The organism is Haloarcula sp. H-GB4, assembly GCF_030848575.1.
In the GTDB taxonomy this organism is placed as follows: domain Archaea; phylum Halobacteriota; class Halobacteria; order Halobacteriales; family Haloarculaceae; genus Haloarcula.
Window position 1 is genome coordinate 1,604,206 of the sequence record NZ_JAVDDX010000001.1, and the last position, 25,984, is coordinate 1,630,189.

Below are 25,984 nucleotides of genomic sequence, written 5' to 3' on the forward strand. Positions count from 1 at the left end.
TTGACTGTGCCAGAGCGTGCTCAGGAGGTGGTCAACGATGGCTGACCACCGACGCACACTCACACTCACGGCGGTGCTTTCGGCGCTCATCGTTGTTTCGACGATGGCCGCACCGATGGTGAGCGCCCGGCCAGCACACGAAATCCCGGTTTCGGAGGTATCGACGGCCGACCTCGCCGAACCGAACGCCGGCGGCTGGGCGGAGGTCCCGGCCTCGGACGTGCCGCTTGCGAGCGCCCCGAGTAGCGTCCCGAACGCCGACGACACGTCTGTTGAGACGGTCGACGTGCAAGCGGCTCGCACGGACGAGCGGCTGTACGTCCGGCTGGAGTGGCACGACGCGACACGGGACAGGAACGCCAGCGCCACACGGGAGTTCGCCGACGCGGTCGCGGTCCAGTTCCCGGCGAACACGAGTTCCCGGCCGCCGATAGCGATGGGCGGCCCGGATAACCGGGTCAACGTCTGGTATTGGAGCGGATCAACCGGGACGCAGGAACTGCTGGCCGGCGGCGCAGGCTCAACCACGCCGTTCGAAAACCCGACCGTCCGGACGAACGCGAGTTACACCGGCACTGGCGGAAACGCCACCTGGGCGGTGGTCTACTCGCGCCAACTTGACGCACCAAGCGAGAACCGGACCGACCTGCGGACCGACGGCGACCTCGACGTGGCCTTCGCCGTCTGGAACGGCTCCAACGGCGAGCGGTCGGGACAGAAGGCGGTCAGCGAGTGGCACTACTACCCGTTCAGCGGCGGCCCGAAAGGTCCGCCCTACGAGACGCTGCTGTGGACCCTCGCCGGCATCGCTATCGTCGGCGTCGTCGGCGTCACCAGCTTTGGTATCTACCGCACGCGGGGGGCTGAGTAATGGCAACCACGCCAACCGACCCGATGGACGACCTCGACGAGGACGCCGCCGCCCGCGGTGCAGTGTACGCGACGCTCGCGAAAGCGTTCGAGTACCCCGAGGAATCGTTCCATAGCGCGGCAGCCGACGGGACGCTGGAAGCTGACCTGAGAGCGTGTCTCGACCAGTCAGGCCTTGATGTGGCCACCCCGGCGCTGACCACTGACGACGACTACGAGACGCTCGCGGCCCGCTACAACGACATCTTCGAACTCGGCTACAGCGAGTACACGGACCGGACAGACGGCTCGCTAGAGGCGGAGGGGCCGCCGGTCCCGCTGTACGAGTCCAAATACCGGCCGGACCATTCCTGGAACGACGTGAACCTTGACCTCTCGCGGGCCTACAGCCACTACGGCCTGGAGATCGACCAGGACCAGCGGGACAACCACGACGCGCTGACCTACGAGCTGGAGTTCGCGGGCTACCTGGCCCGCCGTGAAGCCGCCGTCGGCGAGGACGCCGCGATCGCTCGGCTGGACTTCCACGATCGACACCTCGGCCACGCGGCTACGGGTGTGGCCGACCGACTGGCCGACGAACCGGGAACCGACATCTACGGCGGCTTCGGCGAACTGCTTGAGGCGTTCGTCCGAGCTGACCGCAACGACCTCGCAACACGGTTGGAGGAGCAGCGATGACTGCGGCGCTACAGCAGCGGGTCAGACCGCTACTGGCCGGCGGAAGCCACTCGCTGGCGAACATATCGGTCGGCGTTGCGGCCGTCGCGGTTGCCGCCCGGTACTTCGCCGTGCTGTTCGTCAACGCGCCGGGATACGCGGGTGTCCCGGTCTCACCCGGGCTGGCGACAGGCGTGTCCACGACCGTCGTCGCCGCCGCAGCAGTTGTCGTCGCCGTCACTGACGCCGATCCGCTCACCGGCATCGGCCTGCTGTTCGTCGGCGTGTTCGGCCTGCTGTCGCTACTCAGTAGTGCAGCGGCGCTCCCGGCGGCCGCCGCAATCGTCCTCGGGACGGCGACTGTCGCCGCCGTCGCGGGCCGACGGCTGGTTCCTGTCTCGGCCGCCGCTGTCGCCCTGCTCGTCGCGGCGCTGAGCATCGGGCTGGCAAGCGGCGTCGGCGGCTTGACGGGCCTCCGGCCGGTCGCCTCGACCGTGGCGCTGCTCGGGATCGCGTCGACGCCGGCGTTCGCCGCGACGGACTGGCGCTCGCTGTCGACGGCGGACTGGGGCGCGGTACTCGGCGGCCTCGCCGCCTTCGCCGTCGTCCTGAGCGTCGGTCGCGCTGTCCCGTTCGTCACTGGCGCGGTCACGCTCACGGGAACCGGCGTTGTCGGGACGAGCCTGCCGGTCGTCGCACTGGCCGCTGCTGGTGCGGTGACGACGGCCAGCGCGGCCAGCCGAACGCGGCAATGGCCGCTGCTCGCCGGCGTTGCGCTGGTCGCGTTCGCCGGCGTTCCGGCATCGCTGCCGCGGGCGCTCCCGTTCGCACTCGGTATCGCCGTGCTCACTGCACAGGAGGGAGCGCAATGACGGGCTGTCACGACGACGATGAGTTCGAGAAGCACCTCGAAGAGGACCCGGACCCGCAACTGGACCCAGAGCGCAGTCCGGGTCTACATACCGACATCGAAGCGCTGGAAGACATCGAGGTGTCCCGCGAGGACGTGACAATCGGCGAGGCCACGCCGGAGGAACTGGCCGCCAGCGACACGGAACCGGTCGAGGACGACGCGGTGGCGTCGCTGCTCTCGGACATCGAACACGGCGAGAAGACCGACCGCCGACGCGCCGCCCTCGAACTCAAAGACCGGGCGACGACGGATGAAATCGTGGCGGCGCTAGCCCGTGCTGCAACGACCGACGACGACAGCGACGTGCGGCAGTTCGCCGTCGAGGCACTGACGGCCCACGGCGGCGAGCGGGCCGCAGCGGTGGCGGTGGAACTGCTTGACGACCCCGACCCGTGGGTCAGGGCGGAAGCCGTCGTCACGCTCGACAATGTCGACCGCGAGGCCCACGAGGACGACATCGCGGCCGCTATCGACGACGACCACCACGCAGTCCGGCGCAACGCGGCCATCTCGCTGTTCAAACTCCGCGGCGAGGCGATGGCCGACCTGTTGCTGGAGCAGAGCCGCGACGACAGCGAGCGGGTCCGCGAGTGGGCCGCCCACATGCTCGGCGGCGTCGACGAGGACCGCGCCCGCGAGCGACTGCGCGAACTCGCTGACGACCCGGCCACGGTAGTCCGCCAGACCGCCGAGCGGTCACTCGAAGCGGACCCCGGACGGTTCCGAAGGCAGTTCGGCGGCGCGCTGGAGAACGACGCACGGCTCTTGCCCGGCGAAGACAGACTCAATCGGATGCCCGACCTCTGACGATGACTGACGGAACGCCCACCACACTGACCGACCGTATCGAAGCCGCACTGCGAGACGTGCGCGACCCGAACGCCGACCTCTCCGTGTTCGACGCAGGGTTCGTCGAGAACATCGACGCGGCCGATGGCGAGGTAACAATCGAAGCCGACCTGACCGCACTGGACGGCCAGACGAGCACGCAGGTCGTTCAGGCGATGCTCCACGCGGTCGACGACGTGGACGGCGTCGAGAGCGTCCACGTCGAGCGGACGACACCGACGAGCGATGACCACGCCGGTGTCGCGTCGTTCGACCACATCGTGGCCGTCGCCAGCGCGAAAGGCGGCGTTGGCAAGTCGACAGTCGCCACTCACCTGGCCTGTGCACTGGCCGCGGACAACGACGTGGCGCTGTTCGACGCCGACATCCACGGGCCAAACGTGCCCGAACTGCTGGAGGTGAGCGGGCCGGTCCACTCCAGCGAAGAGGGCGACCCGCTCCCGGTCCGGACCGGCCCGATGGACGTGATGAGCGTCGGCCTGATGGAGAGCGGCGCGCCGCTGGCCTGGCGCGGCGCGATGGCCCACGACGCGCTCGATGACTTATTCGAGAACACCGCCTGGCGTAACGACGAACTACTGGTGCTCGACCTGCCGCCAGGGACGGGTGACGTGGTACTGACGACGCTGCAGGAGGTCCCCGTCGACGGCGTGGTCGTCGTCACGACGCCGTTTCACGCGAGCGTCAGCGACACCAGCCGAACCGTCGAACTGTTCCGTGACAACGACGTTCCGGTCCTGGGAACCGTCGTCAACATGGCCGAGTACGTCTGTGACTGCTGTGGCGAACCGAACGACCTGTTCACCGGCGACGCGCTGGGGGACCTCGATGCGGAAGTGCTGGCCGAACTCCCGTTCTCACACGACCTGCAGGGAACACCAGCACCCGGCGACGTGCCAGATACTGTCAGCGACCTCGGGGACGCCGTCGAGTCCGCCCTCGACACCGCCGGCGAGGTACGTGTCGACCCAACCGCTGATATCCGGGACTTGCCGCCACAGGAGCGCAAAGATCGGGTTCGCGAACGGTTCATCGCGCTGGACAGCGGCGAGCCGTTTGTCCTCGTCAGCGACCGCGATCCGACGCCGGTCGGACAATTCCTAGGCCAGCTCGCGGAAGCCCCACGCGAGGCCTTCGACCCGTTCGAGGTCCGCCGGGAAACGCCCGAGGCCTGGGTGCTGGAGACAATCAAGCCGTAGGTATGGTCGCTGGCAGTAAGCAGTGACAGATAGTAGCATGCCGCCAGCGCAGGAGTAAAGGCATAATTGTCCGCACCCGTAGTAGTACGGTAATGACCGCTATACTCGTGGCGGCGGGTCGACTCGCGCGCGGTCGCGTACGTGTCAGGTCCAGGCGAGTCGGAGGGGCAGCGTGACCGACGCGTTTGCCGTGATGAACGCTATCGGACTGATCGGGTTCGCGTTCGTCGGCGCGGCAAAGGCGATCGAAAAACGCTACGACGTGTTCGGCGTCACGGTTGTCGGCGTGATGACGGCACTGGGGGGCGGGACGACGCGGGACTTGCTGTTGAACAGGGTTCCGAACTCCCTGCAGTCACCCGGCGAAGTCGCCCTGTCGCTGCTTGGTGTCACCGCCGCTGTGCTGTTCGTGCATTTCCTCGACGACGGCCACCAGCACCCCGTCGTCCTGACGGCCGACGCCATCGGGTTGGCGGCCTTCTCGACTACTGGAGCACTGCTGGGTCAGCAGGCCGGCCTCCCGGTGTTCGCCGTCGTCGCGCTGGCGACAGTCAACGCGGCGGGCGGCGGCGCGATCTCGGACCTGCTGTTGGGCCGGACGCCCTTTATCCTCCGCGAGGACTTCTACGCGTCATGTGCGGTTATCGGCGGCCTCACCTTCTGGGCGCTGGCACAGATTGGCGTCAGCGTCAGCGTGGCATCGGCCGGGTGCGCACTCGCGGTGCTTTTGGCCCGGGGGCTGGGCATCGGCCGCGGGTGGTCGCTCCCGACGGTACAGGCATGGGAGCGACGCGACGCACAGTAGGACGGCGTTATTTCTCGTTCGGCCACCATCTGAGCGTGAGCGCGACCGACTGGTCCAGACCGAACACGTCAGACGAACGGTCGACAGTCGCGGTTTCCGGGCAGTCGATTTCGGTACGCTCATCTGCGACTTCGACGGTGACTGTCCCCTGTGCCTGCTGGAAACGGTCGGCAAGTGTATCGATCTCTTCCAGTAACGCCTCACGGGACATCGTCGTCTCCCGAGCGGTGTGCTGCTGGCTATGGTCGCCAACGACAGGGTCGATATCCACGTCCGCAGAGCGATTCGAGAGAACGGCGTTGATGGCCGCCCCAAGCAAAATCAGCAGGCCGATAATGTACAGCCAGCTCAGCAGGACGAGGATGCTGGCGATGATGTTCCCGCCCGTTGAGCCGGATTTGAACGCCGTGAAGAGAACCTGTGCAATCGTGAGGCCACCGGCAGCAAAGGCCACACCCGGCACGATCTCAAGCGGCGAGATGTCCGTGTCCGGGAAGATGTAGTACATCGGATAGAAGACGATGAACAGGCCGGCGGCCCGGACCAGCCCACTTGCGACTGCCCACAGCGGGCCGCTCCCGGCCTCGGGCAGGACGCTGCCGAGCGCGCTGGCACTGAGTATCACCACCGCGACGGTCACAAGCAGTACCAGCCCGTCGCCGAGCTGGTCAAGGAAGGTGTTCGACGCGCCTGTTTCGTAGATGTCGGAGAACGCAGTGTCCAGCCCCCGAAAAATTCGCAGGGAGCCCCAGAGGAGGAAGCCAACGCCCAGCACTGATACGGATGCGTCGGCCTCGGTCAGCCCCTGCTGGATGATGCCGCTGGCCTGTGTGGTCAAAACGGCCTCCATGATGCCAACGACAGAGGCCCGTAGCGTGACGTTCTCCGTTTGCTGGACGAAGGTCAACACCAGCAATAGCAGCGGGAGAATCGACAGGAAGGCGTGGTAGGCTATCGAACCAGCCATGAACGTGAGTCGTTCCGCCCTGATTTCGTGAACAAGAGCCCGCAGAACCTCCTCCGTGCGGACGCGACTGAAACGCATACGCGGAATTCGACGCCGGGAAGCAAATAGACGGCGTCGTCTGGTGCCCGCACAATGGTGTCATCAGATTCACAAGATAAATGCCGCCTCCGCCTGATACATCGACAATGGTCCTCTCGGACGTTTTGCTTGCCCCCCTGGGACTGGCCGCCCTCCTCCTTGCGGTGCCGATCGTCGTGCTGTATCTCATTCGACCGGACCCGCAAGAACTCACCTTGCCGACGTTCCAGTTTCTCGTCGCCGGAGAACGCCAGCAGTCAGCGACGCCGTTTCTCGAACGGATCTCACGGAGCCTCCTACTGCTGTTGCAGGTGCTGGTCGTGCTAGTGCTCGCGGTCGGACTGGCGACACCGTATGTTACCGTCTCCGAGCGGGCGACGGTTGAAGAGACAGTCATCGTCGTCGACACGAGCGCCTCCATGCAGACCGACGCCGACGGCCAGACACGCTTCCAGCGGGCCGTCGCGGCCGCCCGAGAGGAGGTGACGGGGACGACCTCTATCGTCACCACGACCAACGGCGGCGAGGTAGTGCTCCAGCGCGGCACGCCGACAGCGGCCCAGGGAACGCTGGACGGACTCAGCCCAACGGATGCGCCGGGAGCGCTTAGCGGCGCTATCTCGCAGGCGGCTTCGCTGACCGGCGAAAACGCCAGAATCGTCGTTCTGAGTGACTTCGCTGGTGAGGAATGGACCACTGCGGTCACGACGGCTCGCGGGCGCGGGCTCTCCGTCGACCTCCAGCAGTTCGACGGCGGGGGCGACGGGAACGTTGGGTTCATTGACCGCCGGTTCTCCGGCTCGGCGGTGACGCTGTCGGTGAAAAACTACGGCGACTCGACTGTTACCCGGACTGTCCGGCTGGGGAACACCCAGCAAGAGCTCCAGCTTGGGCCCGACGACGTGGGTTCGGTGACGCTCCCAGTCCCGGCCGGCGGGAGCGAAGCCCGGCTTAGCCCGGGCGACAGTTTCGCGACGGATGATAGCGTCTACGTCGCCGCACCGGCGGACGCAGCCGTCGACGTGCTGGTGCTGACAAACGACCGGAACCGGTACCTGACTACCGCGCTGTCGGTCGTCGATCGGGTGAACGTGACGGTCAGGCAGCCGCCGACGACGATTCAGGGCGACTACGACGTCATTCTGTACAGCAACGTCGACCCGAACTCACTGCTCCCTGGCAACGTCGAGAGCGGGCGCGCGCTGGTCGAAGACGGTGGCGGCGTCGCGGTGCTGGCACAGGACAATCTCCCACAGCGGTACCAAAGCCTCCTCCTCATCGAACCCGGCGAGACTCGGACGGGCGCGACAGTCGGTCAAACGGCACAGACACAGCTCACCCGCGGCATCGACTTCCAGCCACCCGATGAGTACGTTTCGGGCTCGCTGCGCTCCGGGTCAGCACAGGTACAACTGAGCGACGGGACGCCGCTCATCGCGACTGAGGACCGGAGCGGTGGCCGCGTCATGTACTACGGCTACATGGAGGACCGGTCCAGCTTCAAGTTCAATTACCAGTACCCCGTGTTCTGGAAGCGCGCAGTGTACTACCTCGCGGACAGGGAACCGCTCCCGGCGCTGAACCACGAGACCGGCGAAACCGTCCGGTTCGGCAACACCACTGTCGAGGGGCCAGACGGGACCATCTCCGGGAACTCAGTCCCGCTCCAGCGGGCCGGTCTCTACCGGAGCGAAAGCCGGCAGGTGAGTGCGTCGCTGCTGGACGAGAGCGAGTCAAACACCAACGTCGAGGCACTCGACCAGCGCGCCGGGACGGCTGGGAACCTCACCCGGACCGAACGACGGTCGGTGCCACAGCCGTTGACCGAGTACTTCGCGCTAGCTGGGCTGGTACTCGCGCTGGCCGAAGTCGGCTATCTCCGCCGGCGGGGTGACCTCTGATGGCGGTCTCCTACACCCTCGCGGAGGGACTCACCGTCGGCGTCGAGCATCTGTGGCCGCTGGTGGTTCTGCCGGTCGCCGTCGGCCTCCTCGCGTATCTCATCCGGCGTGGCGACGGCGGGCCGCGGTCAGCCTCAAACCGGAGCCGCCGGCTCCTGCTGGCCAGCCGCGTGCTCATCGTCTGCCTGCTCGTCCTCGGCGCGATGGGACCGTACACCGTCCAGACCAGAGAGACGCCTGGCGAACCGGGCGTGACACTGCTGACAGATGACTCCGCGAGCATGTGTATCTATCCGAACACGACCGACGCGCTGGTACAGAGCATCGAGGCCGAGGGCGTCCCGGTGACGCGGGCGACAATCGGTAGCGGCTCGAACTCGCGGCTTGGCGACGGCGTGGCAGCGAACCTTCAAGAAAATGGGACGGTCGTCGTCGTCTCCGACGGTCGCGTCACGGAGGGACGGAGCCTCTCAATGGCCGCCGAGGACGCCACCGACCTCAACGCAACCGTCCACAGCGTCACTCCCCAGTCGCCACGCACCGAGCGCGCCGTGGCGATAGCCGGGCCGTCGACAGTGAGCCGCGGCGTCCAGTCGCAGTACACCGTCTCGATGCAGGGCGTGAGCGTCCTCGAGCCAGTGCCCGTCGAGGTGACCATCGACGGCGAGACAGTCACTGAGGGCGAACTCCAACCGAATGGGACGCTCACTGTCGACCACACGTTCGAGGCGCTCGGGTCACACCGGGTGACTGCGACGCTGTCTGGCGACGACGAGTACGCACGAAACGACGTGTTCTACAAGAGCGTCCGCGTTGTCGAGCAGCCCGACGTGCTGTACGTCTCACAGGGCGAGTATCCGCTGCGGGGCTATCTCGACTCGCTGTACAATGTCTCGACGGCCTCGTCGGTTCCGGCGGACCTCGATGACTACGCCGCCGTCGTCATGCAAGACACGCCGTCGGGCAATATGGGGAACACCACCGCACTGCAGGACTTCGTGATCAACGGCGGCGGGCTGGTCGTCGCGGGCGGCGACAACGCCTACGAGAACGGCGGCTACGAAACGTCGTCGGTGGGCTCGATGCTTCCGGTCCGCGTCGGGAACGCGACCGGCGGCGAGTCGAACATCGTCGTCCTCGTCGACGTGTCCGGCAGCGCCGAAAGCGGCCTCTCGATACAGAAAGCTGTCGCGCTTGACGTACTCGACCAGCTCGGCGACGAGAATCAGGTGGGTGTCGTCGCGTTCAACCAGAACGCGTACCGCGTCTCGGAGATGCAAGCACTCGGTCAGAACCGGGCGGAGACTGCCGATAAGATACGGCGGCTTGAAAGCGGTGGCGCGACGGATATCGCTGTCGGACTTCAGGGCGCCGACGAACTGCTGGGCGACCGCGAGGGGACGATCATCCTCCTCAGTGACGGCCAGGACCGGCTCGGCCCGCCGGCGGCCGTTGCCAACCAACTGGGCCGTGAGGGGACCCGCGTCGTCTCGGTCGGTGTCGGCAAGCGCGTCGGTGTCGCAACGATGCGCCAGATTGCCAGCGAGTCTGGCGGCTCGTACTTCGCGGCCGACGAAACCGAGCGGCTTCGGCTCCTCTTTGGCGGCTCATCGCGGCGCTATCAGGGTGAAAACCTCACCATTGTCACGGAAGACACGTTCATCACCTCGGGTGTGGAGCTGACAGCAAACCCCGGCCAAGCAAACAACGTTCAGGTCAAGCCCGGGGCAGACTATCAGGTCGCCACCGCGGACGGGAAGCCGGCCATCGCCTCCTGGCGGTTCGGGCTGGGCCGCGTGGTCTCTATCACCGCCTACGATTCGGATAACACGATGGGCGGCCTGCTCGACCGGCCGGACTCGCTGGTCGTCACAAAATCGGTCAACTACGCGGTGGGTGACCCCATGCGCACCCAGACCGGCGTCATAGCGGTCGGCGATGCCCGCGTCGGACGTCCAACGACGCTGACCTACCAAGGCGATAGCCGCCCGGACGCGGCGAATATCTCCTTCCGTCAGGTCGGCGACGGCCGGTATCGCGGCGAGTTCACGCCCAGAGAATCGGGGTATCAGACGGCACTCGACACCGAATACGCGGCGAACTACCCAGTCGAATACGCTTCCTTCGGCCCGAGTGAGAGCCTTGAAGCGCTCGTCGAAACGACGGGCGGGCAGACATTCAGCCCAGACCAGGGCGAGCAGATAGCCAGTGAGGCACGCCAAAAATCTGCCCGGGTCCGCACCGTTCGGGACACTTGGGACTGGATTGCCCTGCTCGGTGCACTCTTGCTGTTCACCGGCGAGGTGGTCGCCCGGCGTATTCAAGTATACCGCGGCCGGACCTCTCTGGAGAGTGGTCTCCCGTGAGCGCAATCGGTCGTCGGATCAACCTCGGACTCGTGGTGTTTGTCGTCCTCTCGATGGTCGGTACCGGCGGAACAACGGTGCTGTATCAGGACTCCGCGAGCGAACTGCGCTCGCAGAACCAGGAGCTCCGCCAACAAAACGCCGACCTCCGGGAGAATCTGGACGACACCAGAGGTGAGCTGGAATCTACACAGACCCGCGTTGAGGAACTCGAAGACCAGCTAGAGACGCGATCTGAGGACGTCGATCAGGTCGCGACCAACCTGAACCAGACAGAGGAGCAGTTGAACGCCACGGAGAGCCAGCTAGCAGAGACCCGGCGGTCGCTCCGCGAGAGCGAGGACCGCGTCGAGGAGCTGGAGGGGGCGGTCGATGACCTACAGGATGAGCGCGACACGCTCGAGAACGAAGTCGATGACCTTGAGTCGACAATCAACGACCTCGAAGGCGAGAATGAAGACCTTGAGGAGCAGGTATCAGACCTCAACACAGAGATTGATAATCTAGAAAATGAGATTGACGACCTCAACCAAGAGATCGATACTCTCGAATCGGAGAACCAGGAACTCAGGAACCGGCTCAACCGGGCCTGTAACGCGCTGGACAACACGAACGAGACCTCCAGCGCCTGCGAGGGAGTCTGACCATGAAAGACGAAGTCGCATCCGACACGTCTGGAACAGCCGGCAGCGAGAGTGAGGCAACGTCTATGGGAGACTCCGGTAGGTCAGACTCGCGCCGTCGGATGGCGAGCGCGCTCGACGAGATCAGACGCGAGGGCAAGAAAGCGGCGTTCGTCTACGCCGTCGTCGACGCGGTGCTGGTCTTTCTTCTGGCGAACATCCTCCTGACTGTCCTTTCGCCGGCCGAACTCCCGACACAGGTGTCGGTTCCCACGGCGGTGACGGACCCGGTCGGGGCGGCTGTCGGCCGCTCGATACCGGAGCTGTCCTTCCCCACGGGCGCAGTTGTCGGCATGGTCGTCGGAGTGTGCTGGCTCATCGGCGAGTATCTGTACCGAGTCCGTCAGCCGCTCGTCGAGCAGTTCGAGGCGGCGAACGCGAACGTCACTGACGCGCTCCGAACGGCGCGGGATGCGGTAGAAGACGGAGCCGAAACGCGGATGGCGGGCCGGCTCTACGAGGACGTCCTTGATGGGCTGAAACAGAGTTCAAGCGTCGCCCTTGTCGATAGCCGGCGACTGCTCGGGACGCTCGTCGTTGTTATTCTGCTGAGCCTGGCGACAGTACAGGTAGCCGTCGTCGACATCGGCTTGCTCGACCGCGGCACAGTCGAAACGGAATCGCCAAACGACCGTCCCCGCGAGTACGAGGGGCTCGAAGACGGCGACGCGATACTCGGTGACAGTGAGGACGTGCAGGCGGGCGACGAGAACCTTACCGCTGAGATCGATTCGACGGGTGGCGACGAGGAAATCGACCGGAGTCAGTCGTTCCCGTCGTCGGACACCGGGGGGCCGGGGAGCGGCAGTGGCACAGTCGACAGCCAGCAGGCCGGGTTCGCCGGCCAGGAAGACGTTGAGGACGCGGACCTCATCCGCGAGTACAATCTCAGGATTCGAGATCAGGACACAGACGACGAGGACACCGACCCATGAGCCCAGAGCAAGACATCGACGAACTACAGCAGAAGATCGCGAACGCACGTGAACAGATCAGCACCCGGATCGTCGGCCAGGAGGAGGTACTGGAGCAACTGCTCATCTGTATCCTGGCCGACGGTAACGCCCTGCTCGAATCGAACCCAGGGCTGGGAAAGACGACAATGGTCCGGACCGTCGCAGAGGTGACTGACCTCCAGTTTTCCCGGATTCAGAACACCCCGGACCTGATGCCCTCCGATATCACGGGGACCGAGATCATCCGCGAGACCGACAGCGGGCGTGAGTTCGTCTTCGAGAAAGGGCCGGTGTTCGCCAACGTGGTACTGGCCGACGAGATCAACCGGGCGACGCCGAAGACACAGGCCGCCCTGCTGGAGGCGATGCAGGAGAAACAGGTGACTGCCGCGGGCGAGACCTACGAACTGCCGCGCCCCTTCTTCATTCTGGCCACCCAGAACCCAATCGACCAGTCGGGAACCTATGCGCTCCCGGAGGCCCAGACCGACCGCTTCATGCTGAAGCTGCTGGTCGACTACCCCGACTACGACGAGGAGCGGACCATCGTCGACATGTACACCGCCGGCGCGGAACAGGTCCCCGTCGAGCGCTCGCTGACCCGCTCGGAAATTCAGGAGATCCAGCAGCTGGTCCGCGAGATGCCTATCGCGGATGACCTGCGGGACCGAGCAGTCCAGCTCGTCCGCCGGACGCGCGAGGCCGACGACATTGAGTTCGGGGCCAGCCCGCGGGCGAGCATGGCGCTCGTTCAGACAGCGAAGGCCCGGGCGTTCCTCCACGGCCGCTCGCACGTCACCGGCGAGGACATCGAGGCGCTGGCCGCGCCCGTCCTCCGCCACCGGATTATCGTGGACTTCCGGGCTGAGCGAGAGGGACGGACGGCTGACGACCTCATCGCGGCCCTGCTGGAATGAGGCACCCAGTGACCGCGGTTCAGTCGGCGGCGGGCCAACGAGAGCGGGGGGGACAGCTGTGACTATCGAGCCGGACTTTCTGGACGAACTCGGCCGGTTCACCGCGGCACTGAACCGCCAGACGACCTCGATTCGACAGGGCGATCAGGAGTCCCCGCGGGTCGGGGAAGGGCTCACGTTCAGCGACTACCGGCGCTACTCGCCGGGGGACGACACGCGGCGTATCGACTGGAAGCTGTTCGCCCGCACAGAGGAGTACTTCATCAAGCAGTACGAGGAAGAGCGAAGCCTGACCGTCCACCTGCTTGTCGACACGAGCGCGTCGATGGACTACGGTGACGCGGCGAGTCACAAGTTCGAGTACGCTGCCAAGCTCGGGCTCGGCTTCGCCTACCTCACCGCGGAGGAGAACAACGACTTCCAGTTCTGTACCCTCCGTGACCGGGTGAACCGTATCGATACGGGTCAGTCGAACCGTGGCGAACTCCTCTCGCTTATCGACCAGTTGAACGACCTGACGCCCGACGGGACGGCAGATTTCGAATCCGCGCTGGAGGCGTACGCCGAACGGATCCGGTCGCGCTCGCTCGTCGTCGTGTTCAGTGACTGCCTGGCCGACCCGGAGACGCTCGAATCCGGTATCGCCGCGCTCGCACGCAACGACGCCGACGTGCTGCTGGTCCGCGTGGTTGCTCCGGCGGAACGAGACCCCGGCGTCGTCGGTGATGTCCTGTTCGCTGACCCGGAAAGCGACGAGACACGCCGGTCGTACTTCAGCGGCTCGCTGGCAGAAACGTACCAGTCGCGGCTCGACGCCCACATCGACTCGGTTTCGAACCGCGTGACTGCACTGGGTGCGGACCACGTACTGGTCGATACCGGTGCAGACTACTTCGACTCGTTCGCGAGCATCTGGCTGCAGTAGCCAGACGGCAACAGGGTCAGCTTACTCTGCGAGGATGTGTGCCGGCAGGTCATCGCGGATGATCGTATCGCAGTACTCACACCGGACGCCGTCGTCGCCGACGGCAAAGCGTGAGTCGACTGGTTCGTTCTCGGTCGTGATGCAGTTGTGGTTCGGGCATTCGAGGACGCCCTCAACGACCGACGGCCGCTCGACGCGGCCTTTTTCCACGACCTCGTAGTCACGAATGATGTTGATCGTCGCCGCGGGCGCAATGAGCGAGAGGACGTCGACCTCGTTTTGAGAAAGTTCGCGGCCCTCAACCTTGACCACATCCTTGTGGCCCAGGCGGTCCGAGGGCATGTTCATCGCGACGGAAACGGAGTCGCCGCTGGTGCCGTCGATGCCGAGAATTGCCAGGACGTTCAACGCCTGTCCGCCCGCGATGTGGTCGATAACAGTGCCGTTCTGAATCTTCGAGACGCGGAGTTGCTGGTCGTTGTCGCTCATTGGTCGCCTCCGAGCATCAGGTCGAGCAGGGCCATCCGTACTGGGACGCCGTTGTGGGCCTGCTGGAAGTACTGTGCATGGGTGGTCTCGTCGACGTCGTGGGCGATCTCGTCGACGCGCGGGAGCGGGTGCATCACGGTCAAGTCGTCTTTGGCCGCCGCAAGCGTGTCGGCGTCGATCTGGTACTGGCCAGCGACTTCACGATACTCGCTCTCATCGGGGAATCGCTCGGCCTGGATGCGTGTCACGTAGAGCACGTCCAGTTCCGGGAGTATCTCGTCGAGTTCAGTATGCTCGCGGATGCCCGCGCCGGCCTCGTGGAGGTCGTAGCGAACTGACCGTGGAAGCTGGAGCGACTCCGGGCTAATGAAGTGCTGGCTGGCGTCGACGGTCGTGAGTGCGTGGGCCAGCGAGTGGACGGTTCGTCCGTACTTCAGGTCGCCCATGATGCCGATAGTCAAGTCGTCGAAGCCCGCGTTCTCACGGATCGTGTAGAGGTCAAGCAGCGTCTGTGTCGGGTGCTGGCCGGCCCCGTCGCCGGCGTTGACGAGCGGCACGTCGACGAACTCGCTCGCCATTTTCGCGGAGCCCTCCATCGGGTGCCGGAGCACGAGCGCGTCGGTATACCCCTCAACGACGCGGACAGTGTCGGCTAGTGACTCGCCTTTTTTCACGCTTGAGGACTCGACAGAGCCCATGTCGACGATGTCGCCACCGAGGCGTTTCATCGCCGTTGTGAAGCTCATCTTTGTCCGGGTACTCGGCTCGAAAAAGAGGAGGCCAAGCAGCGTGTCGCTGTGCCGGTCCGCGAACGCTCCCGGGTCAGCCGCGATGTCAGCCGCGTGGTCGAGCACCGTCTCGATGTCGCCCCGCGAGAGTTGTTTCGCGCTGATGATGTGGTCGTGCCGCATTTCACTCGATACCGCGCTCCGGACGCTCTTGAATCCCCCGACACGGGAATTGAACAATCACGTACATCGTCAGGTTCGGCTTCGAGAGCAGCGGAACTGGGTTCGAAAGCGGTGTCAGAAGGCGCGTAGCGGTCGTAATAACAGAACGAGGCGACTCGTCAGGGATTGCTCTGCCAGACATCGACGCGGGGCTCGGTGTATGCCTTGCCGACGATGTCTGGGATGCCGTCACCGTCGAGGTCGACGACCTTCGCCTCGTGGGTAGGGATACCGGTGTTCAGTTCTTTCTGCTCGAAATTCCCCGCGCCGTCGTTGTGGAACACGAGCTGTCGCGGTTCATGCCCTTCCTCCAGACCCATTTCCGCGACGAAGATGTCAGGACTGCCGTCGCCGTCGAAGTCCGCCACGTCGAGGCTGTGTGGGTTCGAGAGGTCGTCGTGCAACAGAGTCAGGTCCCACTCGGGCGGGTCGAACACGCCCAGCCTGGCCGGACGGTCGTCGAGATACGGTTCGTCACCCTCGACGAGGATTATTTCCAGGTCGCCGTCGCCATCGACGTCCTCGATAGCGACACGAGTACACTGCCAGTCCTCTACGATTGGTTCCCGGTCCCACCCGTCTGCCGTCCGGTGGAAGACGTTGGGGCCGGCGACGATTTCGACCTCGCCGTCCCCGTCGACATCTTCGACAGCGACACCTTCGACATCGAGGTCCTCAGCGACGACATGGCGGTTCGCCACCGGCCACGGTTCGCTCGTTGGGTCCTCAGGAATATCGTAGTAGAACACCGTCTTGGACTCCTGAGACAGTCCGACGACCTCGTTCTGTCCGTCGCCGTCCACGTCCGCCACCGCGGTGTCGTGATACTTCTCGAAGTCGTCGGTTATGAGCCGACGCGTCCACTGTTCTCTCGGATCGTTCGGTATCTCGAACCACCACAGTTTGTGCTGGTGGATGTTCTGGCCGGCAACCATGTCCGGTCGGCCGTTCCCCGTGATGTCGCCGAGCGAGCCGCCGACAGAGAGTTCCGGTGCACTGGCAACGTCATGGCGCTCCCAGCCGGGGTTTTCATACCAGAACACGTTCGTCTGGAGCCAGCGGGCCAGTGGCCCCATGCCGAACACGGACAGCAAGTCGACTGACTTGTCGACGAGTGGGAACTGGACCTCGTGCTCGTCGCCGAGCGCCCCGACAACGACGTCCGGTCGACCATTTCCCGTGAGGTCGGTCGTGAGACAGAAGCTCATCGTACTCGCCGGCGGCGACGCTTCGATGCGCTCGTGGTGTAGGTTCATGTCCCAGCCCTTCGGGTACATCGGTATTGTTATAGCCGGGCTAACACCGGCTGACAGCGGTCACAGTCTCGAACTATGCCCGGCAACGGAACCCAGCGTGTAAGAGTAGGCAACAGCCAACCGACGTAAGTCAGACCTTCCGGCCCAGTTTTGCGGTCACTGTTCGTGATTCATAGTACAAGGATTCAAAACCGATAGACAGGCCACACTCACTATGCTCGCAATCGCTGGCGGCAAGGGTGGCTGTGGCAAAACGACCATCGCCCTCGGGCTCGGTCAGGTACTGGGGACGCCCACCAAGCGGTCGTTGGTCGTAGACACCGATCGCGATATGCCGAACCTCCACCGTCGCGCTGGGGTCACTCCGACACCCGGAATCGCTGATATCACAACCTCGGCTGAGCCGACCACAGTTGCCCAGCCCGCCATGACCGTCGAAAACGTCGAGGTGCTTCCCTGTCAGAGCGCAACCGAAGCCGCTGTTGACAATGCCATCGACAGCCTGTCCCGGCGTGCTTGCCCTGTAGTACTCGACTGTCCGGCCGGCGCTGGCCCGGACGCCGCGCGGCCGCTACGGGCGGCTGACAGGACAGTACTCGTGAGTGCACCAACCCGCCAGAGCCTCACCGACACAGCCAAGACCGCGGCGATGGCCCGTGCGCTTGATGCACCGCCGGCGCTCACGGTCCTTGTTGGCAGTGACGGGTCCGTGGACCCATCGGACCTGCTGTCCTGCTCAGAAACAATTCACGTGCCGTCGGTGTCGAAGCCACTGGAATCGGACCGGGCGGCAGCAAAATACGTCGAGATGGCGAACGTTCTCGCCAAGCGGAATACTTAATCTCGTGGGAAAATAATCTCTCGGTGGTATGGCCAACCGGTTGCGAACGGGGATCGATGTCCTCGACAGAAAACTCGATGGTGGCATCCCTGCAGGGAGCATCGTCGTGCTCTCTGCCCAGCCGGCTAGCCAGGCGGAACTGTTCCTCTACGAACTTACCGCCACGCGCGGGACGCTGTGGCTGTCGCTCGACCGGACCGCCGAATCAGTCATTGCGAGCATTGAGCAGACGCCGGCTAACACCGGGGACCCGACGGTACGGCACATTTCCGGTGAGGCGCCCCTCGACAACGCCGGCAAGCTCGTCTCGGCGCTGCCGGAGACATCGAACCTCATCGTCGACCCACTCGACGTGCTGGAAGCTCAGGAGCCACACTCGCGCTTTCGCGCGTTCATGAACGACTTGCAGAACCACATCGTCAACACTGGGAGCCTCGCTATTGTCCACTGTCTCGATGGCCGTGACGTGCCACCGCTCCGGGATACGACCGAGCACTTCGCTGACGTGGTGTTCCAGCTCAACACCACAACGAACGGTGATGAGGTCGAAAACCGGCTCGCGATTCCGAAGTTCCGCGGCGGGCGCGCCCCCACCGACATCATCAAGCTCAATCTCGTCGAAGAGGTCAGCATCGATACGAGCCGCGACATCGCCTGAGTCTATTCGCCGCCGGGCCGTGGCTCTCTGTCCGTCGAGCCGAACTCAGTGCCGACGAGTATCAACAAGAATAGTCCGAGACCAACGCCGACGCCTGCTGCCAATCCTGCGCCGGTGCTTCCAGTCAGCACGACCGTGCCGACGCCAAACGCAATTCCCGGCGGGAGCGCGAGCAGTGACGGGTACACCAACGACACTCGCATGCGTAGTGATGACGTGTCGTGCGTATAACGGTTCTCCCGTATTGGCCGTCAGAAAGTGGCAGTCGCTAGCGCCTAGAACGGTAAAACCGCCCGCTACCGCTCGATACCGCAACCCCATTCGCTGTCGCTCAGCACCGTAGAACCGCTCGCGTGCTCGCTGTGCAGTTACTCTTCGGCGCCTTCGATCTCTTCGACGATCTCTTCGGCGTCAACGTCGGCATCTTCCAGCGCATCTTCGATGTCAGCGCCGCCGGCACCGCCCATGCCGCCCATCATGCCGGGCATGCCCATGCCGCCGCCACCGATCTCTTCCTGCACGATGATGCGGTCAATATCGAGTAGCTGCGTGAGCTGCTGGGCGATCTGCTGCTTGCCCATCATCCACTGCTGGTTCATCGTCAACTGCGGCGTCGCCTCGATGTAGAGCGTTTCCTTCTCGACTTCGACGGTTTCGTATTCGGGCTCGGACTCTTCGTCTTCGTCGTCCTCGCTCTCGACGACCTGTTCTTCTTCGACGGTGTCGGTCTCGAACCACACGTCGAGCTCCATGTCGAGCATCATCTGGATGATGCCCTGTGCCTTCTCCTCGCGGTCCGTGACCTCTTCGAGGACTTCGTAGTCGTACTCGACGTCCTCTCCGGCCAGCGGGTGGTTGAAGTCCACTCGCGCGCGGCCGCCAATGATGGTCTCGACGTGGCCGTGTTCGCCCTCAAGGTCGACGTGTGCGCCAGGGTAGCGGTCGTCCTCAGGGATCTTGTCTTTCGAGACCGTCCGGACCTCTTCCTCGTCGTACTCGCCGAAGGCGTCGGCAGCCGCGACGGTCACGTCGCCCTCGTCGCCGACCTCCTTGCCGTAGATGTCCTGCTCAACATCCGGGAAGATGTGGTTCTCGCCCAGCACGATGGTGCGCGGGCCGAACTCCTGCTGTTCGGTGTCGATACCGTCGTCTTCGGCGACTTCTTCGTCGGTCGTGTCGACAAGCTGGCCGCCGTCGACGGTGCGGGCGGTGTAGGCGAGCTTGACGACATCGCCTTTCTGAAGTCCCTCCGCCTGTTCTTCTTCGTCTGCGGTCTCCTCGTCTACGTCAGTCTCAGACTCGTTGCTCATACCCTGTTCGTCAGTCGTGGCACTCTTAAGGACAACGTTTCCCGGTCAGCAGCGATCGAAAGACTTCCGAAGTGACCAGCTAGTACTCGCTCTCTGCCAGCAGTCGGTCAAACTTCTCTCGGTCGATATTCCGTCCCGAAATGGGGAGAACGACTGTCTCGCCCCGTAGTTCGTCACCAGCCTGAAGCGCTGCGGCGACAGCGGTCGCACAGGCCCCTTCCATGACGATGCGGTCTGTCTCGAACAGGCGTGCCACGGCGTCGGTAATGGCGTCTTCGGATACGAGCCGGAAATCGGCAAGTCCCGACTGCAGGATTTCGGTCGGGAGCGCGAACGGAACCCGGGTTGCGACGCCCTCGGCAATGGTGTCGACGCTGTCGAGAGCCTCCAGCGTCTCGTCCTGCCAAGCGTGGTACACCGCGGGCGCGCCAGCGGCCTGCACGCCGACGACAGCGGCGTCGGTCATCGCCCCGAGCGTGACGCAGTACCCGGCTGCGGCGGTACCGCCACCGACAGGACAGAACACGCGGTCAACGTCGGGTCGTTCATCGAGGATTTCGAGGCCTGCTGTGCCGACGCCGGCGAGCAACTTCGGTTCGTTACCCGAGTGGACGTAGCGCGCCGCACGCTGGGTCGCCAAGTCCTCGATGTGTTCGCGGGCCTCGTCGTAGTCTTCCCCGTACTGGATAACTTCTGCACCGAGTTGCTCCAACGCATCGACCTTTCCTGCATTGGCTTCTTCGGGGACACCGATGGTGACTGGTATGCCGAACTCGCGGCCAGCCCACGCGATAGACTGCCCGTGGTTCCCCGTGCTCGCAGCGAGCAGTCCAGCGTCGTGGAACTCCTCGTCAAGGGACGCAACGAGGTTCACGCCGCCACGGACTTTGAACGCGCCAGTCGGGAGCGTGTCCTCGCGCTTGAGCAAGACATCTGCGTCGAGGGCTTCTGAGAGGGCTTCGCTGCGGACCAAGGGTGTCTCTGGAAGATGCTGTCGGATGCGTTGCCGGGCGCGCGCGACCGTTGCAACTGTCGGCGGTGTCAGGTCGTGATACGGAAAGAGGGTCGTCTCATCCGGGGAGTCGATCGGTTCGTAGCGACCGGCCATACTACTACCCGGGAGAGCGGACACAGTAAAGGGCGCGGTCGACGGGAGCGTTTTTCAGCAGCCCGGCCCAGCCCCACAGTATGTACGAAGTCGAGGTGAAAGTGCCAGCGGATATCGAGGCTGTCGCGGAGCGACTCGACGAACTCGGATCCGAGCAGGTCGATACGGTGATACAGACGGACACGTACTACGATGCGCCCCACCGGGATTTCGCTGAGACAGACGAGGCGTTCCGGGTTCGCCGTGAAACCAGAAAAGGAGTAACGAACGCGAAAGTCACCTACAAGGGGCCACTCCTCGAAGCAGAGTCGAAGAGCCGAGAAGAGTTCGAAACGGGCGTCGAGGACGGCGACGAAATCAGCACTATCGTCCAGCACCTCGGCTTCGAGCCCGCGGCGACAGTCCGGAAGAACCGCCGAGTCTACGAAGTTCGAGAGTACGACGTCACGCTCGACGCTGTCGACGATGTCGGCGAGTTCGTCGAAGTCGAGCGCGAAACCAACGGCGATATCGAACCCGTCCGAGAAGAAGCCTACGAGGTGCTTCAGGACCTCGGTCTGAACCCCAACGACCAGCAGCGGACCTCCTATCTCGGCATGCTACTTAGCGATGCGAACGAGTAATCATTCCGTTATTATCTGTTCCCGTAAGTTATAGAACCCGGCCAGACGAAGTCGAGGCAATGACCGAGCGGAACATCCACGTCCAACCTGCGAGCGGGCTTGCCGTAGAAGATCAGGACATCGAAGTCGTAGAGCGCAAGGGTATCGGCCATCCAGACTCCATCTGTGACGGCATCGCGGAGACAGTGTCGCGTGCGCTGGCACAGACGTACATTGACCGGTTCGGTACAGTCTTGCACTATAACACAGACGAGACACAGCTTGTCGCCGGCACTGCCGCCCCCGCGTACGGCGGCGGCGAAGTGCTTGAGCCGATCTACATCCTGGTCGTCGGCCGAGCGACAAAGAAGTTCGACGGCGAACGCATCCCGGCTGAAAGTATCGCCCTCCGGGCCGCACGCGACTACCTCGACGAGCAATTCCCCCACCTCGATCTCGGCTCCGATGTCATCGTCGACGTTCAGTTCGGCGAAGGGTCGGGCGACCTCCAGACCGTGTTCGGCGAGGAAGCAGCAATTCCGATGGCGAACGATACCAGCTACGGCGTCGGCCACGCTCCGCTAACCGAAACTGAACAGATCGTCCGCAACACCGAACAGCGATTGACCGGCGAATACGCAGAGTCCAACCCAGTCGTCGGCCAAGACGTGAAGGTGATGGGCAAACGCGAAGGCGACCACATCGACGTGACCGTGGCCGTTGCGATGGTTGATGAACACGTTCCGGACCTCGATGCGTACAAAACCGCAGTTTCGGACGTTCAGGCGTTCGTCACCGATCTCGCCGAGGAGTACACTGACCGGGACGTAACGGTCCACGTCAACACGGCCGACGACTACGACGCCGAGTCCATCTATCTCACCACCACCGGGACCAGTGCCGAGCAAGGCGATGACGGCTCTGTCGGGCGCGGGAATCGCGCGAACGGCCTTATTACCCCGAACCGCCCGATGAGCATGGAAGCAACATCGGGGAAGAACCCCGTCAACCACATCGGGAAGATCTACAATCTCCTCTCGACAGCTATCGCACAGTCCGTCGCAAATGAGGTCGACGGCATCCGACAGGTCCAGATGCGTCTGCTCTCACAGATCGGGTCACCGATTGACGAGCCCCACGTCGCCGACGCGACAGTAATCACAGAAGACGGTATCGCGGTCGGCGATGTTGAATCTGACATTCAGGCCACAATCGACGACGAACTGGCCGACGTGACCGACATCACGCGGCAGGTCATTGAGGGCGACCTCTCGACGTTCTAAGACACCGAGGCGACACCCCTTTACTCACCGATAGTCAACTCGCGGGTATGCATCCGTCAGACGCCGACAGCGTGCTCGTTCGCCACGGAGAACTCGGCGTCAAGAGCGACCAAGTCCGTCGAAAGATGGAGCAGCAGCTGGCGGACAATCTCCGCGCAATGTTCGACGCGCGCGGCTTGTCAGGAGACATTGAACAGCGCCGGAACCGACTGTTTATCCACACTGACCAACCAGAGGGTGTGACCGCAGCCGCGGCCGACACGTTTGGCGTCACCTCCGCCTCGGCGGTCACGACCATCGAACCGACGCTGTCTGCAATCGAAGCGGCACTGGCCGCAACCACGCGAGAACAGTACGATGGTGGCGCTTTCGCTGTCAACGCTCGCCGGGCGGGGCCGGCGGACGCACATCCCTTTTCGAGTACAGACATCGAATCCGACGGCGGGACCGCCGTCTGGGAGGCAATCGATGAACTGGGCGGCGATCCCGCTGTCGACCTCGACGACCCCGATTTCGAACTGTTCGTCGAGTGTCGCGCGGACGAGGCGTACGTCTTCTGTGAGAAACGTTCGGGCCCGGGCGGACTCCCGCTCGGAACTCAGCGGCCCGTTGTCGCCCTCATCAGTGGTGGTATCGACTCGCCTGTCGCCGCCTGGAAGCTCATGAAACGCGGCGCACCTGTGATTCCAGTCTACGTCGACCTCGGTGACTACGGTGGCCCCGACCACCGGGCGCGAGCCGTTTCGACCGTCAAAACGCTTGCCTCGTACGCTCCCGGGCACGACCTGTCCATCAACGTCGTTGACGCCGGTGACGTCGTCACCGACCTCTCGAAAAATCTCGGGGCGCTTCGAATGCTCGTGCTCCGCCGGTTCATGCTCACAGTCGCCGAGGGTATCGCGCACAACTGCGACGCTGTCGGCATCGTCACCGGCGAAGCTATCGGGCAGAAATCCAGCCAGACGAGCGCGAACATTGCCGTCACCGATGCCGCGACCACACTCCCGGTGCACCGACCGAACCTCACCGTCGACAAGTCCGACATAACCAATCATGCGCGAACTATCGGGACCTTTGAGGACTCGACAATCGACACCGGTTGCAACCGTGTCGCACCATCGCACCCGGAAACCAATGCCACGCTAGAAGCGGTCCGGGCGGCCGAACCCGACGGCCTGTTCGAGCGCGCCGAAGCCTGTGTTCAGGACCGCACTGTCGTCCCCATCGAAAGCTAAATTTCCGGGGCGGGCCAGGATTGAGTCATGACGCAGGTCTGTCTCGTCGGGAGCGACGACGTGAACCTTCGATACGAACTCCTCTCTCGCGAGACTGCGCGGAACGCACTTGCCACCTACGACCTGCAGGAACCGTTCGCGAATACCGTCGCCATCGACACCGTGAGCCTCGGAGCGGCAGTGGCGCTGCTCAACGACTTGAACTGGTATCTCGTCCGCTTCGCGAACGCCGCATTCGTTCGGGATCCATCGATTAGTGAGACTGAGTGGCTCTCTCGGAACCTCGCCGCGGCGATACGGGACGATGACATTGCGCCCGAAGACACCGGGCGCTTCCTCAAGGTGTACGGTATCGTCGAGCCGGACAGGACCAGCGACGCTGACGATGAAACCCAGACCGAAGAAGTGTCAACACTCGACACGAAGGCGATGGAAGCCGATGGCCCACCGGAACTGGTCGAGCCGATGCTCCTGACACGGACTGGCAACACGATTCCCGAGTACGATCTTCAAGACGTGGATGAAACGCTCATCGTTAGAGTGACCGAGTCGGAGTTCGGTGCCTGACCCGGGTTACGCTGCGCGCAAAACAGACCGGTTTCAGTCGAACATTCCGGTCGACATATACCGCTCGCCGCTGTCCCAGTAGACTGTGACGACGAGCGGGTCGTCAACGTCGTCCGCGACGAGTTGCTCAGCTACCTCTCTTGCCGCGAGGTTCGACGCACCCGAGGACTGGCCGACGAGGATGCCCTCCTCGTGGGCGAGTCGCCGGCACTCGTCTTCTGCATCCGGGAGTTCGACTGTCAGCACGTCGTCTAGCAGATCGGTATCGAGATTGTCACTGACGAACCCCGGCCCCATTCCCTGGAAGCTGTCTTCACCAGTACCCGGGTCCATCCCCGAAAGTACAGCGTTGTCCGCCGGCTCGACCGCGACGATATCCATCTCGGGGAACGCCTCACGCAACCGACGGCCGGTCCCAGTGAGTGTGCCACCAGTGCCGACGCCCGCGACCAGCGCGTCGACGGTCCGGTCGCCCACCTGTTCGAGTATCTCCTCACCCGTCGTCTCGTAGTGCGCTGTCGGGTTCGCCGAGTTCTCGAACTGCCGGAGCTGGACGTAGTCGTCGCGCTCGCAGAGTTCGTTTGCGCGCTCTTTCGCGTCGGAGATATCGCCCTCAACTAGTTCGATATCCGCACCGTAAGCCTTCATTATCTGTCGGCGCTCCGGCGACTTGGAGGACGGCATCACTAGCACCACGTCGTACCCCTTCGTCGCTCCAACCATCGCCATCCCGATACCGGTGTTGCCACTCGTCGGTTCGACGAGCGTATCACCCGGTTCGAGCATGCCGTTCCGCTCAGCGGAGTCAATCATGTACTTCGCCGGTCGGTCCTTCGCGGACCCCCCGGGATTGAACGACTCGATTTTCGCTGCAACAGTTGCCCCCTCCGGTGCGCGAACCGAGACCAGCGGGGACCCGATCGTATCGAGAATAGAGTCTTTCATCGCCGCCGGCTACGCGGCCCCGACTTAAACGCCTACTGAAGGTCTCAAACGGTTCGCGGACTTCCGAGACGTGGCAGCTCTTTCCAGCGTCGACACCCTCTCACGTGAACATGTTGATGTCATCAACTGGCAGCACCGAGTAATCGACAGACAGCGTGTCTTTCGTGGCACGGACTTTGCCGACAAATGCGGAAATGTCATCTAGCTGTCCCTCCAGCACGAATAGTTCCATACAGTACCGGTCGCCGACGTGACTGTGGAAGTTCGACGCGACGATGGACTCGTGGTCGTGACGGAGATGCATCATTTTCTCCTCAACGGTTGTCGTCTCGTAGTCGAACAACACAGTGACGATCGCCATCAGTTCGCGGTCCTCCAGCCGCTTGTCCTCGAACTCCCCCATCAGATTCCGGACCGCTTCCCGAACGACCTCGCTGCGACCCGTGTACCCGTGTTCGTCGGCGAACGTGTCGATTCGCTCCTCCAGTTCGTCCGGCATCGAGATACTAACAACGCCCATGTATTAACTCGGCGCCGTTGGAGTATTAATAGTTCATATCCGCCCGCACAGACTGGAATCACCCCGGATAGCGCTACCGCTAGCTCGTATCTTGTAAACGACCGGCTTGCTGTGCTGATAGCTATGATCTG

Annotated in this window: 27 protein-coding genes; 18 read left to right on the forward strand and 9 right to left on the reverse strand. The window is 63.8% G+C overall.

Annotated features, from left to right (window positions below):
- The first annotated feature begins 37 nt into the window (after positions 1-37).
- From RBH20_RS08195 to RBH20_RS08220, 6 genes are all read left to right on the forward strand, one after another.
- Entirely contained in the window at positions 38-871 is an 834-nt protein-coding gene (locus RBH20_RS08195; RefSeq protein ID WP_306707372.1) for an ethylbenzene dehydrogenase-related protein, read from the forward strand.
- A complete protein-coding gene (locus tag RBH20_RS08200; RefSeq protein WP_306707374.1) occupies positions 871-1,551 on the forward strand; it encodes a molecular chaperone TorD family protein in 681 nt (226 codons plus the stop codon). The genes RBH20_RS08195 and RBH20_RS08200 overlap by 1 nt, the downstream gene beginning before the upstream one ends.
- Complete coding sequence (locus tag RBH20_RS08205; protein ID WP_306707376.1) at positions 1,548-2,402, forward strand: phosphate ABC transporter permease; 855 nt, start codon at positions 1,548-1,550, stop codon at positions 2,400-2,402. Before RBH20_RS08200 ends, RBH20_RS08205 begins: the two co-directional genes overlap by 4 nt.
- Positions 2,399-3,250, forward strand: a complete 852-nt coding sequence (locus RBH20_RS08210) for a HEAT repeat domain-containing protein (protein WP_306707378.1) — start codon at positions 2,399-2,401, stop codon at positions 3,248-3,250. The genes RBH20_RS08205 and RBH20_RS08210 overlap by 4 nt, the downstream gene beginning before the upstream one ends.
- A gap of 2 nt (positions 3,251-3,252) precedes the next feature.
- Entirely contained in the window at positions 3,253-4,491 is a 1,239-nt protein-coding gene (locus RBH20_RS08215; protein WP_306707380.1) for a P-loop NTPase, read from the forward strand.
- A 172-nt stretch (positions 4,492-4,663) separates the two neighbouring features.
- Positions 4,664-5,296, forward strand: a complete 633-nt coding sequence (locus RBH20_RS08220) for a trimeric intracellular cation channel family protein (protein WP_306707382.1) — start codon at positions 4,664-4,666, stop codon at positions 5,294-5,296.
- A 7-nt stretch (positions 5,297-5,303) separates the two neighbouring features.
- Here RBH20_RS08220 and RBH20_RS08225 read toward each other — a convergent pair whose 3' ends face one another.
- A complete protein-coding gene (locus RBH20_RS08225) occupies positions 5,304-6,341 on the reverse strand; it encodes a YhjD/YihY/BrkB family envelope integrity protein (RefSeq protein WP_306707383.1) in 1,038 nt (345 codons plus the stop codon).
- A 107-nt stretch (positions 6,342-6,448) separates the two neighbouring features.
- Between RBH20_RS08225 and RBH20_RS08230 the strand changes: the two genes are divergently transcribed.
- The 6 genes from RBH20_RS08230 (at position 6,449) to RBH20_RS08255 (ending at position 14,089) form a co-directional block, all read left to right on the forward strand.
- Positions 6,449-8,242, forward strand: coding sequence for a VWA domain-containing protein (locus RBH20_RS08230; RefSeq protein WP_306707385.1), 1,794 nt, complete (start codon positions 6,449-6,451; stop codon positions 8,240-8,242).
- On the forward strand, positions 8,242-10,608 hold the full coding sequence (locus RBH20_RS08235; RefSeq protein WP_306707387.1) for a VWA domain-containing protein: 2,367 nt from the start codon (positions 8,242-8,244) through the stop codon (positions 10,606-10,608). Before RBH20_RS08230 ends, RBH20_RS08235 begins: the two co-directional genes overlap by 1 nt.
- Positions 10,605-11,252: a chromosome partitioning protein gene (locus RBH20_RS08240; RefSeq protein WP_306707389.1), complete on the forward strand. Its 648-nt coding sequence runs from the start codon at positions 10,605-10,607 to the stop codon at positions 11,250-11,252. Before RBH20_RS08235 ends, RBH20_RS08240 begins: the two co-directional genes overlap by 4 nt.
- A gap of 65 nt (positions 11,253-11,317) precedes the next feature.
- On the forward strand, positions 11,318-12,226 hold the full coding sequence (locus RBH20_RS08245) for a hypothetical protein (RefSeq protein WP_306707507.1): 909 nt from the start codon (positions 11,318-11,320) through the stop codon (positions 12,224-12,226).
- A complete protein-coding gene (locus RBH20_RS08250) occupies positions 12,223-13,164 on the forward strand; it encodes a MoxR family ATPase (protein WP_306707391.1) in 942 nt (313 codons plus the stop codon). The genes RBH20_RS08245 and RBH20_RS08250 overlap by 4 nt, the downstream gene beginning before the upstream one ends.
- 58 nt (positions 13,165-13,222) lie before the next feature.
- The gene (locus tag RBH20_RS08255; RefSeq protein ID WP_306707393.1) at positions 13,223-14,089 is read left to right on the forward strand and encodes a DUF58 domain-containing protein; all 867 of its coding nucleotides are present in this window, start codon (positions 13,223-13,225) and stop codon (positions 14,087-14,089) included.
- Positions 14,090-14,110: 21 nt separating this feature from the next.
- On the opposite strand, the gene pyrI is transcribed toward RBH20_RS08255, so the two are convergent.
- The 3 genes from pyrI to RBH20_RS08270 all read right to left on the reverse strand — a co-directional run bounded on the left by pyrI (position 14,111) and on the right by RBH20_RS08270 (position 16,805).
- Positions 14,111-14,578: an aspartate carbamoyltransferase regulatory subunit gene (gene pyrI / locus RBH20_RS08260; protein WP_004960695.1), complete on the reverse strand. Its 468-nt coding sequence runs from the start codon at positions 14,576-14,578 to the stop codon at positions 14,111-14,113.
- A complete protein-coding gene (pyrB, locus tag RBH20_RS08265) occupies positions 14,575-15,489 on the reverse strand; it encodes an aspartate carbamoyltransferase (RefSeq protein WP_004592402.1) in 915 nt (304 codons plus the stop codon). The genes pyrI and pyrB overlap by 4 nt, the downstream gene beginning before the upstream one ends.
- 158 nt (positions 15,490-15,647) lie before the next feature.
- Complete coding sequence (locus RBH20_RS08270; RefSeq protein WP_306707398.1) at positions 15,648-16,805, reverse strand: VCBS repeat-containing protein; 1,158 nt, start codon at positions 16,803-16,805, stop codon at positions 15,648-15,650.
- Between the two features lie 193 nt (positions 16,806-16,998).
- Here RBH20_RS08270 and RBH20_RS08275 point away from each other — a divergent pair, with 193 nt between their 5' ends.
- Positions 16,999-17,625, forward strand: a complete 627-nt coding sequence (locus RBH20_RS08275) for an AAA family ATPase (RefSeq protein WP_306707400.1) — start codon at positions 16,999-17,001, stop codon at positions 17,623-17,625.
- Positions 17,626-17,653: 28 nt separating this feature from the next.
- A complete protein-coding gene (locus RBH20_RS08280) occupies positions 17,654-18,283 on the forward strand; it encodes a hypothetical protein (RefSeq protein WP_004960685.1) in 630 nt (209 codons plus the stop codon).
- A gap of 2 nt (positions 18,284-18,285) precedes the next feature.
- Here RBH20_RS08280 and RBH20_RS08285 read toward each other — a convergent pair whose 3' ends face one another.
- The 3 genes from RBH20_RS08285 to RBH20_RS08295 form a co-directional block, all read right to left on the reverse strand.
- Positions 18,286-18,486: a hypothetical protein gene (locus RBH20_RS08285; protein ID WP_004960683.1), complete on the reverse strand. Its 201-nt coding sequence runs from the start codon at positions 18,484-18,486 to the stop codon at positions 18,286-18,288.
- A gap of 165 nt (positions 18,487-18,651) precedes the next feature.
- Positions 18,652-19,593, reverse strand: a complete 942-nt coding sequence (locus tag RBH20_RS08290; RefSeq protein WP_306707403.1) for a peptidylprolyl isomerase — start codon at positions 19,591-19,593, stop codon at positions 18,652-18,654.
- 79 nt (positions 19,594-19,672) lie between these two features.
- Positions 19,673-20,701 (reverse strand): threonine/serine dehydratase, encoded by a 1,029-nt coding sequence (locus tag RBH20_RS08295; RefSeq protein ID WP_306707404.1) that lies wholly within the window; start codon positions 20,699-20,701, stop codon positions 19,673-19,675.
- 80 nt (positions 20,702-20,781) lie between these two features.
- On the opposite strand from RBH20_RS08295, the gene cyaB reads away from it, so the two are divergent.
- The 4 genes from cyaB to RBH20_RS08315 are packed head-to-tail and all read left to right on the forward strand — an operon-like array spanning position 20,782 to position 24,388.
- Entirely contained in the window at positions 20,782-21,324 is a 543-nt protein-coding gene (cyaB, locus tag RBH20_RS08300) for a class IV adenylate cyclase (protein WP_306707406.1), read from the forward strand.
- Between the two features lie 59 nt (positions 21,325-21,383).
- Positions 21,384-22,586: a methionine adenosyltransferase gene (locus RBH20_RS08305; protein WP_306707408.1), complete on the forward strand. Its 1,203-nt coding sequence runs from the start codon at positions 21,384-21,386 to the stop codon at positions 22,584-22,586.
- A gap of 47 nt (positions 22,587-22,633) precedes the next feature.
- The gene (locus tag RBH20_RS08310; protein WP_306707410.1) at positions 22,634-23,821 is read left to right on the forward strand and encodes a tRNA sulfurtransferase; all 1,188 of its coding nucleotides are present in this window, start codon (positions 22,634-22,636) and stop codon (positions 23,819-23,821) included.
- A 27-nt stretch (positions 23,822-23,848) separates the two neighbouring features.
- Complete coding sequence (locus RBH20_RS08315; protein WP_306707412.1) at positions 23,849-24,388, forward strand: DUF5804 family protein; 540 nt, start codon at positions 23,849-23,851, stop codon at positions 24,386-24,388.
- A gap of 33 nt (positions 24,389-24,421) precedes the next feature.
- On the opposite strand, the gene RBH20_RS08320 is transcribed toward RBH20_RS08315, so the two are convergent.
- Together RBH20_RS08320 and RBH20_RS08325 are read right to left on the reverse strand one after the other, a co-directional pair.
- Positions 24,422-25,333, reverse strand: a complete 912-nt coding sequence (locus RBH20_RS08320; RefSeq protein WP_306707414.1) for a PLP-dependent cysteine synthase family protein — start codon at positions 25,331-25,333, stop codon at positions 24,422-24,424.
- 100 nt (positions 25,334-25,433) lie between these two features.
- Entirely contained in the window at positions 25,434-25,853 is a 420-nt protein-coding gene (locus RBH20_RS08325) for a CopG family ribbon-helix-helix protein (RefSeq protein WP_306707416.1), read from the reverse strand.
- Between the last annotated feature and the right edge of the window lie 131 nt (positions 25,854-25,984).